The organism is Kitasatospora sp. NPDC041917, assembly GCF_055589745.1.
In genome coordinates this window covers 1-13,426 of the sequence record NZ_JBVJBI010000017.1, presented here as the reverse complement: position 1 = coordinate 13,426, position 13,426 = coordinate 1, and the positions used below count along the sequence as shown (strand labels likewise).

At 73.8% G+C, this 13,426-nt stretch carries 11 protein-coding genes; 6 read left to right on the top strand and 5 right to left on the bottom strand.

The features are described 5' to 3' along the window. Positions 1–4 precede the first annotated feature (4 nt). Both ACZ6EM_RS21385 and ACZ6EM_RS21380 read right to left on the bottom strand, forming a co-directional pair. Positions 5–898 carry a phosphotransferase enzyme family protein gene (locus tag ACZ6EM_RS21385; protein ID WP_452178614.1) on the bottom strand — a complete coding sequence of 298 codons (894 nt, stop codon included), beginning with the start codon at positions 896–898 and terminating at the stop codon, positions 5–7. 186 nt (positions 899–1,084) lie between these two features. Continuing rightward, entirely contained in the window at positions 1,085–3,322 is a 2,238-nt protein-coding gene (locus ACZ6EM_RS21380) for an MMPL family transporter (protein WP_452178637.1), read from the bottom strand. Between the two features lie 571 nt (positions 3,323–3,893). Between ACZ6EM_RS21380 and ACZ6EM_RS21375 the strand changes: the two genes are divergently transcribed. The 4 genes from ACZ6EM_RS21375 to ACZ6EM_RS21360 all read left to right on the top strand — a co-directional run bounded on the left by ACZ6EM_RS21375 (position 3,894) and on the right by ACZ6EM_RS21360 (position 9,486). Beyond that, positions 3,894–6,083, top strand: a complete 2,190-nt coding sequence (locus ACZ6EM_RS21375) for an MMPL family transporter (protein WP_401054892.1) — start codon at positions 3,894–3,896, stop codon at positions 6,081–6,083. Positions 6,084–6,397: 314 nt separating this feature from the next. Beyond that, positions 6,398–6,604, top strand: coding sequence for a cold-shock protein (locus ACZ6EM_RS21370; RefSeq protein WP_030060364.1), 207 nt, complete (start codon positions 6,398–6,400; stop codon positions 6,602–6,604). Positions 6,605–6,674: 70 nt separating this feature from the next. Next, on the top strand, positions 6,675–8,441 hold the full coding sequence (locus ACZ6EM_RS21365) for a DEAD/DEAH box helicase (protein WP_401054274.1): 1,767 nt from the start codon (positions 6,675–6,677) through the stop codon (positions 8,439–8,441). Positions 8,442–8,772: 331 nt separating this feature from the next. Next, on the top strand, positions 8,773–9,486 hold the full coding sequence (locus tag ACZ6EM_RS21360) for a ricin-type beta-trefoil lectin domain protein (protein ID WP_359909667.1): 714 nt from the start codon (positions 8,773–8,775) through the stop codon (positions 9,484–9,486). A gap of 72 nt (positions 9,487–9,558) precedes the next feature. On the opposite strand, the gene ACZ6EM_RS21355 is transcribed toward ACZ6EM_RS21360, so the two are convergent. Next, on the bottom strand, positions 9,559–10,482 hold the full coding sequence (locus tag ACZ6EM_RS21355) for a helix-turn-helix transcriptional regulator (RefSeq protein WP_465773010.1): 924 nt from the start codon (positions 10,480–10,482) through the stop codon (positions 9,559–9,561). A gap of 116 nt (positions 10,483–10,598) precedes the next feature. Between ACZ6EM_RS21355 and ACZ6EM_RS21350 the strand changes: the two genes are divergently transcribed. Both ACZ6EM_RS21350 and ACZ6EM_RS21345 read left to right on the top strand, forming a co-directional pair. Beyond that, the gene (locus ACZ6EM_RS21350) at positions 10,599–11,615 is read left to right on the top strand and encodes a hypothetical protein (protein ID WP_452178610.1); all 1,017 of its coding nucleotides are present in this window, start codon (positions 10,599–10,601) and stop codon (positions 11,613–11,615) included. A gap of 412 nt (positions 11,616–12,027) precedes the next feature. Further along, on the top strand, positions 12,028–12,339 hold the full coding sequence (locus ACZ6EM_RS21345; protein ID WP_387693326.1) for a hypothetical protein: 312 nt from the start codon (positions 12,028–12,030) through the stop codon (positions 12,337–12,339). 3 nt (positions 12,340–12,342) lie between these two features. On the opposite strand, the gene ACZ6EM_RS21340 is transcribed toward ACZ6EM_RS21345, so the two are convergent. Beyond that, on the bottom strand, positions 12,343–13,080 hold the full coding sequence (locus ACZ6EM_RS21340) for a sirohydrochlorin chelatase (RefSeq protein WP_465773009.1): 738 nt from the start codon (positions 13,078–13,080) through the stop codon (positions 12,343–12,345). 10 nt (positions 13,081–13,090) lie between these two features. Continuing rightward, the coding region (locus ACZ6EM_RS21335) for an ABC transporter permease (RefSeq protein ID WP_465773008.1) at positions 13,091–13,426 on the bottom strand (336 nt) is incomplete at its 5' end.

The window sequence follows — 13,426 nt, the reverse complement described above, 5'->3', positions numbered from 1 at the left end:
GCCGTCAGAAGGGGTACCAGCGCACCTCGGTGGCCCCGTCCCGCAGCGAGTCGACCCGGCGCCGGAACTCCTTCAGCGCGGCCGGGTTGCTGGCCGCCTGCTGCGCCACCCAGGAGGCGCTGGCGGTCTCCCGGGCGCCGCGCAGCACCGTGAAGCCGGGCCACTCGCGCACGTCCCAGCCGTACGCCCCGGTGAACGCGCGGTACTCCTCGACGGGCACGCCGTAGCGGTCCTGGCTGAGGGCGAGGACCACCAGGTCGTGCTCGCGCAGGTCGTTCGCCATGAACTCCAGGTCGAGCAGCACCGGCCCGTCCGGGCCGATGTGGAGGTTGCGCGGCAGCGCGTCGCCGTGGATCACCCCGGGGTGCAGCTGCGGGACGAGGTCGGGCAGGGCGGCCGCGAAGGCGTCCCGGCGGTGGCGCAGGAAGGCGACGTCCACCGGGTCCACGTGGCCCTCGGCGGAGGCCAGCCAGCGCTCGACCGGGGCCAGCAGGTCGCGCCGGCCGAGGGTGAAGGGCGGCAGCGGCAGCTGGTGCAGGGCGTGCAGCAGCGGGGCGAGGTCGACCGGGCGGGCGGGCCGGACGGCGGGCGCGAGCCGGTGCCAGAAGGTGACCGGGTGGCCGTCGGCCAGCTGCGGCTCGGGCGCCACCGCGTCGTACGGGTGGACCACCGGGACGTCCTGGCCGGCCAGCCAGTGGGCCAGGGCCAGTTCGCGGTGGGCCCGGTCGTACAGCTCGGGGCCGCGGCCGACCTTGGCGACCACGGCCGGGTCGCCGAGGTCGAAGACGGCGTTCTCGCCGAGCGCGAGCAGCGTGGCCCCGTCGGGGGCGGCCAGCCCGGCCGACTCGCAGGCCCGGGCGAGCAGCAGCCGGGCGCGGCCCTCGTCGAAGGGGATCATGACTGGGTTTCCGTTCCGCCGACGTTCATCCGGGGAACCCCGGACGGTGATCATCATGACGCAAGGACGCCGGGCCCCGCGCGCTGCGGAGCCCGGCGTCGGGCGGGTCGGAGGGGGCTCGGACGGGTCTCGGAGGGGTCTCGGACGGGTCGGGGACGCCGGGGCTCCGGGGGTGCCGGGGGAGGCTCAGACCTCGGCCCGGCGGTGGCGCGCCCCCTGCGCCGGGGCGGCCGGCGGCCCGTGCGGGGCCCGGTCGGCGCCGGGCGGCGGGACGGACTCGCCGTGCGAGAGGTCCGGCAGCCAGTTCAGCCAGCGCGGCAGGTACCAGTTGCGCTCGCCGAGCAGGGTCATCACCGAGGGCAGCAGCACCGCGCGGATCACCGTGGCGTCGATCAGCACCGCGACCGCCAGGCCCACGCCCATCTGCTTCATCACCTGCATGGACAGCGAGCCGAAGACCGAGAACACCGCCACCATGATCACCGCGGCGCTGGTGACCACCCCGGCCGTGGAGCGGATGCCGTGGGCGATCGCGTCCCGGGTCGGCAGGCCGCGGTCGTGGCCCTCCTTGATCCGGGAGACCACGAAGACGTGGTAGTCCATCGAGAGCCCGAAGAGGATCACGAAGAGGAACAGCGGCACCCAGGACTCCACCGCGCCGACCCCGGCGGTGCCCAGCAGCGAGGCGCCCGTGCCGTGCTGGAACACCAGCGTCAGCACCCCGTACGCGGCGCCCACCGAGAGCAGGTTGAGCACCACGGCGGTGACGGCGACGACCGGGGAGCGGAACGAGGTGAGCATCAGCAGGAAGGCGAAGACCACCACGAAGCCGAGGACCAGCGGCATCGAGCCGGTCATCTTCCGGTTGAAGTCGTACGAGCCGGCGGTCTGGCCGGTGACCGGGGCCTCGGTGCCGGGCACCGCGAGCACGGTGGCGGGCACCAGGTCCTCGCGCAGGCTCCGCAGGGCTTCGTTGCTGGTGGCGTCGTTGCCGGTGCCGTTGAGCGGGATGTCGACGGTGGCCACGTTCTTGTCGGGGTGCACGGTGACCTCCACCGGGCCGTGCATCCGTCCGCCGGCCAGCGCCCTGGCCCTGAGCTCGGCGATCGCGGCGGTCATCGCGGGGGAGTCGATGTCGGCGGCCCTGATCACCACGGTGGCGGGGGCGGGGCTGCCCGGGAAGGCGGCCTCGATCTTCTGCGAGGCGGCGACCAGGGCGTTGCCCGCGGGCAGCTGCTGCTGGAAGGTCAGCTTGGCGGTGTGCATGGTGAGCAGCGGTGCGGCCACGGCCAGCAGGAAGGCGCCGGCGAGGACGGTGGCGGCCAGCGGGTGGCGCAGCACCGGGGTCAGCACCGCGTTCCAGAACCGTCCGCCGCTCCGGTCCCCGGCGGCCGGGCGGCGCGGCCGGGCGAGGAACGGCACCCGGCCCTTCTCGACCCGGTCGCCGAGCATCGACAGCAGTGCGGGCAGCACGGTGAGCGAGCCGAGCACGGCGGTGATCACGACCACGATGGTGGCGAAGGCCATCGCCTTGAAGGTGGCGATCCCGGTGAGGAACATGCCGGCCATGGCGACCACCACGGTGACGCCGGAGACCAGTACGGCCCGGCCGCTGGTGGCGGCGGCCACGGCCAGCGCGGTGGCGGCGTCGCGCCCGGCGGCCCGCTCCTCGCGCTCGCGGCGCAGGTAGAAGAGGCAGTAGTCGACGCCGACGGCGAGGCCGACCAGCAGCATCACCGAGGAGGCGTCGCCGCTGGTGTGCAGGAACCCGCTGCTGAGGGCGACCAGCCCGGCGGCGGCGACGAAGGCGGTGAGCGCGAGCACCACCGGCAGCACGGCGGCGACCAGCGCGCCGAAGGCGACCAGCAGGATGCCGAGGGCGAGCGGCACGGCCGTCCACTCGGCGCGGGCGAAGTCGTTCGTGAGCTGGTCCTGCATCCACTTGCCGGAGCTGGCGTCGCCGAGCTGGACCACGGTGAGGTCGGGGTGCTGCCGCTGCACGCCGGCCACCGCGTCCAGCACCGGCTGGACGTGGTCCGGCGCCTGCTCGCGGTCGCCCTTGAGCGTCAGCGTCACGAGCGCGGAGTGGCCGTCCGCGGAGACCGCCCGGGTGTCGTACGGCGAGCGGACCTCGGCGGCCTTTCCGGTGCCGTTCACCGCGGCGACCACCTGGCCGACGGCGGCGCGGAACTCCGGGTCGTCGGCGCTGCGGGTGGTGCTCTGGACCAGGACGGTCTCACCCGCCGGGCTCTGCAGCCCGGCCTCGTCGAGGATCCGCGCGGCCCGGGAGACCTGTCCGGGGATCGACTCGGCCTCGGTCACCTTGGTGCTGCCGTGCGCGGTGCCGAGCGCGGCGGCCAGGACGACGAAGAGCAGCCAGCCGAACACGGCGGTCTTGCGGTGCCGGGCGCTCCAGGCACCCATGGCGGCCGCCGGGCCGAGTCTGGACTTCACGGGCTTCACGGTGGGTCTTCCCCCCTGGGAGAGCGGCGGTGGTCGCCGGACGGGAGCGGCGGCGGCCCTGGGTCGGGGGAGCCGCCGGTCGCGGTGCGCCGGCTGCGGTCCGGCGTCCCGATCGACAGTAGGGAAGCGGGGGTTGACGGGTAATCCGGCTGGCGGGTGGCCCTCTCCTGGTGTTGTCCTCGGGGCCTGGGTGGGGTTTTCCCTACCCCCGGACCCCTAGACCTCCTCCTGGGGGGTAGGGGATGCGCCTCCACCCTGAGGGGGAGATGGATCCACCCGGAGCACGAGGTCACGAGGGCTGTGGGCGGGGGAAACTGGGCGGGGCCGCTTCGGGGCGGCCTACGGGGGTTGAAGCACACGGGGGCTCCTTGCCGGGCGGCAAGCAAGTGCTCGTAGGATGATGCCCCAGATCCACTTACCTGCCGACCGGCAAGGGAGTGCCCGCCGGGCATTCCCCGAGCCGGTCCTGCCGTCGCCCAGCGTCCCGTCCCCCAAGGGCTGCGGTGAACCATGCCCAGGAGGCATCACGAGCATGTTCCACCGACTAGGACAATTCGTCGTTCGCCGTGCGTGGTGGGTGATCGCCGCATGGGTCGTCGCGATGGTCGCCATCGTCGCGACGGCGCCGAAGATCACCGCACAGACGGACGAGGCGTCGTTCCTCCCCAAGCACTACGAGTCGATCCAGGCCGCCGCGCTCCAGGAACAGGCGTTCCCGGCCAGCTTCACGCCGTCCGCGCTGGCACTCTTCGAGCGCAACGACGGCGGTGCGCTGAACGAGGGCGACAAGGCCGCGATGGCCAAGATCGTCCAAGGCCTCACGGACAAGAAGATCGAGGCGGTCGAGAAGATCATCCCGGTCGGCGAGCAGACCACGTCCAAGGACGGCAAGTACGCGCTCGCGCCGATAGCCATCGACAAGACCAAGCAGCAGGACCCCAAGGCGTTCGGCGACGTCGCCAAGCACCTCCGTGAGGAGGGCAAGGCACTCAGCGCGGGGACCGACGTCAAGTTCCAGCTCGGTGGCGCCGCCGCCCAGTCGCTGGACCAGCAGGACGCCTCCGGCTCGGCCGACGCCCTCATCGGACTGGCGACGATCGTCCTGGTCGCGATCATCGTCGGGATCATCTTCCGCAGCATCCTGGCCGGCCTGCTGCCGCTCCTGGTCTCGCTCGTGGTCGCCATGCCGACCTCCAACGGCCTGATCAACTACGCCACCAAGGCCTTCGGCCTCGAAACCACCCCGATACTCTCGGCGATCCTGATCGTCGTCGTGCTCGGCGTCGGCACCGACTACTTCCTCTTCCTGGCGTTCCGCTACCGCGAGCGGCTGCGGGCCGGTGACGACCGCAAGGAGGCCGTGGCCAACGCGGTCGGGCGGGTCGGCGAGGCGATCGCCTCCGCCGCCGGCGCGGTCACCGTCGCCTTCGCCGTGCTGATCCTCTCCAGCCTGGGCATGTTCAAGGCCCTCGGCCCCGCCCTGGCCATCGCCGTCGTGGTCACCGCCTTCGCCTCGCTCACCCTGGCCCCGGCCCTGCTCGCGGTCATCCCGGCCCGTGCCGTGTTCTGGCCGGGCAAGAAGTGGATGCGGGAGCCGAACGACGCTCGCTTCGCCGCGCTCGGCCGGATGATGCAGAAGCGCCCGGCGGTGGTCGCGCTCGCCTCCGGCGGCGTCCTGCTGGCGCTGTCCGTCGGCGCCCTGGGCTACAACGGCACCTTCGACCTCGCGGGCAGTTCCATGCCGAAGGAGAAGGAGTCGATGGTCGTTCAGGACAAGATGATCAACGGCTTCTCCGCCGGTGCGGCCGACCCGACCCACGTCTTCCTCACCAGCACCAGCGGCGCCAAGCTCGACCCGGGCGCGTTCGACTCCTACGCCGCCAAGCTCGGCGAGGTCTCCGGAGTGGCCCAGGCCGCGCCGAAGCCCCAGCTCAGCGCGGACGGCGTGACGGCCGACTTCACCGTCATGCTGAAGGACAAGCCGGACAGCAACGAGGCGATCGCGACCCTCACCCGGCTCCGGGAGGCCGCGCACGGCCAGGTACCGGCCGGCACCGAGGCGAAGGTCGGCGGCCTGACCGCCATCTACAAGGACATCAACCTCGCGATGACCCACGACTACAAGCTGGTCTTCCCGATCGCGGGTCTGCTGATCCTGCTCATCCTCGGCCTGCAACTGCGCAGCGTCGTCGCCCCCTGGTACCTGATGGCCTCGGTCGGCCTGGGCTTCACCGCCACCCTCGGCGCCACCACGCTGCTCTTCCAGAACCTCGGCGGCGAGGCCGGCCTGATGTTCATGCTGCCGATCCTCATCTACCTCTTCGTGGTGGCGATCGGCACCGACTACAACATCCTGATCATCGCCCGCCTCCGCGAGGAGGCCCGCGAGGGCCGCAACCCGCGTGAGGCCGCGCGCGAGGCGCTGCGCCACGGCGGCCCGACCGTCGCGGCGGCCGGCTTCATCCTGGCGGCGTCCTTCGCGACCTTCATGCTCGCGGGCAACATCTTCATGCTGGAGTTCGGCTTCGCGATGGCCTTCGGCATCATCCTGGCCGCCTTCGTGATGGCGATGTTCTTCACCCCGGCGCTCACCGCGCTGATCGGCAACAAGGCGTGGTGGCCCGGCCACGGCGCCGACCCCGGCCACGGTCACGGCCACGGCGAGGGCCCGGCCCCGCTGCCCGGCGCGCACGGCATGCCGGAGCCGGCCGGCCGGCGCTGACCCGACCGGTCGGCCCTGGTCCGACCGGGTCCGCGAGGACAGGCGGCGTCCCGCTTCGGCGGGGCGCCGCTGCCCCTTTGCCGGAGCCGCCAAACGTGATCTCCGAGGCGGAAAATCCCCGGTCACGCCCGGTTCCACCGTGCTACAGTCGATGCAGTTGCAGTTTTGGTTCCCATGAACGTGGTGTGCGCCTGCTGGTTCCAACCGACAGGCGCATTTGTTTTGTCCGGTGTTTCAGTCTCCGGATGGGGATCGCGGCTACTTGGGGATCCACGAGGTGTGGGTCCCTGATGCCCCAGTTAGAGGAGACGGTTATGGCTACCGGCACCGTGAAGTGGTTCAACAGCGAAAAGGGCTTCGGCTTCATCGAGCAGGATGGCGGCGGCGCCGACGTGTTCGCCCACTACTCGAACATCCAGGCTCAGGGCTTCCGTGAGCTGTTCGAGGGCCAGAAGGTCGAGTTCGACGTCACCCAGGGCCAGAAGGGCCCGCAGGCCGAGAACATCCAGATCATCGGCTGACGTCAGCTCCACGCTGACTCGCGATCATCGCGAAGCGGGGGCCCGCACCGCACGGTGCGGGCCCCCGCTCATGCCGCCGTACGGCCGGGGCGGCACACGCAAATCCTCCGACGGCCGACCAGCCCGCAGCCCGGGCTGCCGACCGACCGACGGAGCTCCCGTGACCACCCCTGCCCGCCCGCCGCGCGACCGCGGCCCCCGCACCACCGACCAGGCCCGCCGCACCGCCGGCGGCGACCGCCCGCGCAAGCCGCGCAACCGCGGCGGCGCCCCCAAGCAGGGCCGCCCCGCCGCCGTGCCCGAGGCCACCGAGTTCACCGTGGTCCAGGGCACCCCGCCCCGGCCCCCGGCGGCCTCCTTCGCCGAGCTGGAACTGCCCAGGGCGATCCTCTCCGCGCTCACCCGCCAGGGCGTCACCGAGCCCTTCCCGATCCAGGCCGCCACGCTGCCCGACTCGATCGCCGGGCGCGACGTGCTCGGCCGCGGCCGCACCGGCTCCGGCAAGACCCTGGCCTTCGGCCTGCCGCTGCTCGCCCGCACCGCCGGGCGCCGTGCCGACGCCCGGCACCCGCTGGCGCTCGTGCTGGTGCCCACCCGCGAGCTGGCGCAGCAGGTCACCGAGGCGCTCACCCCGTACGCCACCGCCGTCAACCTGCGGATCACCACCGTCGTCGGCGGCATGTCGATCAACCGGCAGGCCAACGCGGTGCGCCGCGGCACCGAGGTGCTGGTGGCCACCCCGGGCCGGCTGGACGACCTGATCGGGCGCGGTGACGTCAATCTCTCCGACGTCGCGATCACGGTCCTCGACGAGGCCGACCAGATGGCCGACATGGGCTTCCTGCCGCAGGTCAGCAAGCTGCTGGAGCAGGTCGCCGAGGGCGGGCAGCGGATGCTGTTCTCCGCCACCCTGGACCGCAACGTCGACCGGCTGGTCAAGCGCTTCCTCGCCGACCCGGTGACCCACTCGGTCGACCCCTCGGCCGGCGCGGTCAGCACCATGGACCACCACGTCCTCCAGCTGGAGCAGACCGACAAGGTCTCCGCCACCGCGCACATCGCCTCCCGCGACGGCCGCGTGATCATGTTCGTGCACACCAAGCACGGCGCCGACCGGCTGGCCAAGCAGCTGCTCGCCAACGGCGTGAAGGCCGCCGCCCTGCACGGCGGCAAGTCCCAGCCGCAGCGCAACCGGGTCCTGGACCAGTTCCGGGACGGCCACGTCACCGCGCTGATCGCCACCAACGTCGCCGCCCGCGGCATCCACATCGACGGCCTGGACCTGGTCGTCAACGTGGACCCGCCGGTCGACCACAAGGACTACCTGCACCGCGGCGGCCGCACCGCCCGGGCCGGCGAGTCCGGGACGGTCGTCACCCTGGTGCTGCCCGAGCAGCGCCGCGAGGTCAACCGGCTGATGACGGTCGCCGGCATCCGCCCGACCGTCACCAAGATCCGCCCGGGCGACGCCGACCTGGCCCGGATCACCGGCGCCCGCACGCCCAGCGGCGTCGCGGTGACGCTGGCCGTACCGGTCGTCGCGGCCCAGGCCGGGGCCGGCGCCTCGGCCAAGGACGGCGCCGACAAGCCCGCCGGGGCCAAGTCCGGTGCCCCGCGCCGCCGGTCCGGCAAGCGCTCCGCGCTGCCCGCCGACGTCGACATGAACGGCAACCCGCGCCGCCCCCGCCCCAAGCAGCGCATGGGCGCCGCCGCCCAGGGCGACCGCCCGCAGGCGGCCGGCTTCATCGGCCGCTCCTCGGGCCGCGCCAAGCCCGGCAGCGGCTCCAAGTCCGGCTCCAACTACGGCACCGGCCGCCAGCGCCGCAAGACGGACTGACGCCCTTCCGTTCCGACGACGGCCCGGTTCCCCCGGCAGGGGGGAGCCGGGCCGTGCGCTGTCCGGCCGGCCCGGCGGCCCGCCCGTGACGTCCCCGCTTCCGCGGCCCGGCCCCTCGACGGCCCGGCCGTGCGGACCCGGCGAAACTGCCGCCCGGGACAACGTCCCTGTTCAGCCCCGCCGCACCCGGCAGCTGCCGGTGACCTGCCGGTTGACGGCCGACCGCGCACCCCCGAGTCTTTCACGCGGCCCACACATCCGACGCACCGTCACCGACGGGGCGTGGACGGTGAGTCGACGTGATTCCCCGATTCGGAAGGACGACCCTCCCATGCGCCGAACCTCCGCCCTGCTGACCACCGCCCTGCTCGCCGGGGCCGCCGCCGTGGTGGCACCGGCCACCGCCGCCCAGGCCGCCCCCGCCTGCGCCGCCTACACCTCCGCCTGGAACGCCATCGGCAGCTGTAGCGGCCTCGACCCGATGCAGACCTGGACCGTGACCGCCAACTGCCTCTACTGGAACTCCACCCACACCGTGCAGTTCTCCCGCCCCGCCATCGGAGGCCTGGGGATGGGCGACGGCACCGTGTCCGCCTCCTGCATGATCGGCGACTCCGTGATGTTCCCGCGCGTCGTCCTCGGCGCCGCGCCGCCGGCCGGCCCGACCGGCCAGATCACCGGCTACGTCAACAAGTGCGTCGACGTGCGGGGCGCCAACCTCGGCAACGGCACCGCCGTCCAGATCTACGACTGCAACGGCTCGGTCGCGCAGAAGTGGCGGATCGGCGTCGACGGCACGATCCGCGCGCTCGGCAAGTGCCTGGACGTGTCGGGCGGCAACACCGGCAACGGCACCAAGGTGCAGATCTGGGACTGCAACGGCAGCGGCGCCCAGCAGTGGCAGGCCCGGGCCGACGGCTCGCTGCTCAACCCGCAGTCCGGCCGCTGCCTGGACGACCTCGGCTTCGCCACCGAGAACGGCAACCAGCTCGGCATCTGGGACTGCAACGGCGCCGCCAACCAGAAGTGGAACCTCCCGGTCTGACGGCCGTCCCCGGTCCGCCGCTCCCGGTCCGCCGCCCCTGCGCCGTGCGGGGGCGGCGGACCGCTGTCCGCGCTACACCGGGGCCGGGGCCACCGTCGTTGCCGTTGCCGTTGCCGTTGCCGTTGCCGTTGCCGTTGCCGTTTCCGGGGCCGGCGCCAGCGCGCGCAGCCGCTCCTCGGTGCCGGCGTCGCGCGGCGACATCACGATCAGTTGCAGGCCCTCGGCGGCCAGCAGCACGTGCTGGTCGATCCGCAGCACGCCCACCCGCTCGTGCCGGATCACCTTCTCGGTGCCGGAGCGCTCCGCGACCTGGTGCTCGTCCAGCCATCGGTCCGCCTCCGGGTACTCGCCGCGGACCTGCCGGATCATCCGGGCCAGCCGGCGCCCCACGGCCGTCGCCTCGCCGCCGCGCTCGGCATAGGCGGAGCGCAGCTGGGCCAGGAAGCGCCGGGCGTGCTCCTCCCAGTGCTCCACCCGGGCCCGGTGCACCGGGTTGCCGAACACCACCCAGGCCAGGTTGCACTCCTGCGGCGGGCGGCCGGTCAGGCCGAACAGCGCGTCCGCGCCCGGGTTCCAGGCCCGGATGTCCCAGTTGGCGTCCATCACGAAGGACGGCGCCGGCCACTGCGCGCGCATCAGCCGCAGCAGCGGGGCCGGCACGTCCCCGGGCGCGGCCACCTCGCCGTCCAGCGGATGCCCGCCGGCCAGCCGGAACAGGTACGCCGTCTCCGCCCGGTCCAGCCGCAGCGTACGGGCGAGGCTCGCCAGCACCTCCGGCGACGGGTGGATGTCCCGCCCCTGCTCCAGCCACGTGTACCAGGTCACCCCCACCCCGGCGAGCAGCGCCAGCTCCTCGCGGCGCAGCCCCGGGGTGCGCCGCCGAACCCCGGGCGCCAGCCCGACGTCCTGCGGCGTCAGCCGCGCGCGACGACTGCGCAGAAAGCTCGACAGTGCCGAGCGGCGCTCCCCGGTGTCGTCCACGTCCCTCACGTCCACCCCGTCCCCCGTTCTTCCCGGTAGTCCGACTACCAGTATTCCCACGCACTGCTGCGGGCCGGCCGATCGGGCGAGGCTTGACCGTGTCAACGGACCGCACATGCGAGGGAACGCCGATGAGCCACCGTCAGAACCGTACTGCCCGCCGGGCCCTGGCCGCCGTCGCCGCCGCGGCCGCCCTCCTCGGCACGGCCGGGGCGCTGCCCGCCGCGGCCGCCGCCTGCCCGGCACCCGCCGTGATCCAGGGCCGCGCGCCCGGCCTCGTCCCCGAGTCGGGCGACTGGGACGCCGCCCACCACCGCTTCCTGCTCGGCTCGCTGCGGCACGGCACCGTCTCCGCCGTCGGCACCGACGCCGGCGTGCGCACCCTGGTGGACGACCCCGGCACCCTGATCGAGACCGCCGGCCTGCGGATCGACCCGGTCCACCGCCGCGTCCTGGTCACCAACCTCGACAACGGCATCGGCGAGCGCAGCACCCCCGCCACCCTGGGCAAGGTCGCCGGGATCGGCGCCTACGACCTGGACACCGGCCGACGCCTCTTCTACACCGACCTCGCGGCGGTCGCCGCCGACGGCGCCGACCACCTGGCCAACGACATCGCGATCGGCCCCGACGGCACCGCGTACGTCACCGACTCCTTCGCCCCCGTCGTCTACCGGGTCGCCCCGGACGGCAGCGCCGCCGTCCTGCTGCGCGACCCGCGACTGGCCCCCGCCCCCGGCGCGTACGGCCTCAACGGCATCGTCCACCGGGACGGCCGGCTGATCCTCGGCAAGTGGGACGACGGCACCCTGTGGCAGGTCCCGCTGGGGAACCCGGCCGCGCTGCGGCGCGTCGAGGTGGCCGGCGGGCAGGCGCTGCTCCACCTGGACGGCCTGCTCGGCCGCCCGGACGGCTCGATCGCGGGCGTCACCAACGCCTTCTTCGGCGCGGGACGGGACGCCGAGGTCGAGTTGCGCTCCGAGGACCACTGGCGCACCGCCCGCCTCACCGCCGTCCGCCCCTCGGCCGACCCCACCCCCACCGCGGTGGTCGGCGGCCCGGCCGGCAGCCTCTACCGGCTCGCCGGCGGCCTCGCCGAGGCCAACGCCGGGCACCCGACGGACACCTTCACCCTGCGCCGGGTGTGACCCGGGTGCCGGCGGCCGCGACGGCGTGCGGCCCGCGCGGCGCGCGCCGTCACTGCTCCCGGCCGCCGTCACTCGCCCGAGTGACGGCGGCTTGAGCCGTGCAATGCGTTTGCAACACGCTGCTGCTCGCGCATAGTGAGATCTACTGGACCGAGCGCTCCGAGGAGCACATCGCCAGGCACGGAGTGGATCCGGAGGAGGTCGAGGACGTCGTGTTCTGCCGCCCTCACTGGTTCTCGGGCGGCCGTCAGGGACGACCCTGTGCCACGGCGTGACGCGGTCCGTGCGGTACCTGTTGGTGGTGTTGGCGCGGAGCGCGGCGGTGCCGTCGGCGTGGTACTGCGCCACGGCCCGCGACATGACAGCCGCCGAGAGGCGCTTGTTCCTCAAACGGACGAGTTGAAGGTGACGGATGACTGACAACGGTGCGGACCTCGAAGCGATCGCCGAGTACTACGAGACGCACGAGCTGAGCGAGGACGAGATCATGAGTGCCGAGCCGGGAGAGCCGGTGGCGGCCGAGTCGGTGATGATCACGACCTCGCTGCGGCTGCCCAAACCGGTGATGGACGAGGTTCGGCGCCGTGCGCGGGAGCGGGGGCTGAAGCCGACGGCGATCATGCGGGAGTGGATCGAGGCCGCCATCGCCGACGTCGACGAGCCGGTGCCGCTCAGCGTGATCACCGCCGCGGTCGCCGAGTACCAGCACCGCAAGGCCTCGTGAGGCTCAGGCGGTGAGGGCCGGGGCCGCCGCTTCGGCGGCCCGCAGGGCCTCGTCGTGGCGCTGCAGGAGGAGGGCCGCCACCTCGGGGGACGGGCCGAGGACCGGGGCCAGCACATCCGCCCCGGCCTCCTCGGCGGCGGCCGCGATGCGGTCGGGGAGCAGGCCCGGAGCCAGCAGGTAGGGGGCGACGGCGGTGTGCTCGGAGCCCGCGGCGCGCAGGGCGGCGAGGGCGTCGGGGACACGCGGGCCCGCGGCGGAGGCGTACGCGACCTCGACGGCGGCCCAGCCCCGGGTGCGGCGCCACTCGGCGGCGACCGCGCGGGTCGCGGCGTCGGCGGCCGGGTCCGAGGAGCCGGCCGCCGCCAGCACGACGCCGGTACGGGCCCGGACGGCGGGCGAGCCGAGCGCCGGAGCGGCCTCGGCGAGGCGGCGGTCCAGGGCGGCGAGCAGCAGGGGCGAGGGGCCCAGCACGTCCGCGACCGGCAGCCGGGAGCCGGCGGCGCGCAGCGCGGCCGGGATGTCGTGCTTGGCGTGGAACGCCCGGTTGAGCAGCAGCGGCACCGCCACCGCGTCCGCCAGCAGCCCGACCACCTGCGGGATCCGCGGCGCGCAGTGGTCCAGATAGGCGGTGGCGACCTCGATGCCGGCCCGCTGCGCCCGCACCTCCTCCACGAGCGCGGCCACCGTCGCGGCGTGGCGCGGGTCGCGGCTGCCGTGGGCGATCAGGAGGAGGGCGGGCATCAGCGGTGCCTCACTTGCTCGTGGTGAGGAGGCCGCGGTTGCGCAGGGCGCGGCGTTCGACGGGGGTGAAGACGAGGAGTTCGATGGTGATGCCGACGAAGAGGATGAGGATGATGCCGAGGAGGACGCCGGACATGTCGGAGAATTCGCGTTGGTCCTCCAGGTAGCGGCCGAGGCCGCGGCCGAGGTCGGGGGAGGAGGCGACGAGTTCGGCGGCCATCAGGGAGCGCCAGGAGAAGGCCCAGCCCTGTTTGAGGCCGGCGAGGTAGCCGGGCAGGGCGGCGGGGACCAGGACGTGGCGGGCGCCGTTGAGGCCGGTGGCGCCGAGGGTGCGTCCGGCGCGCAG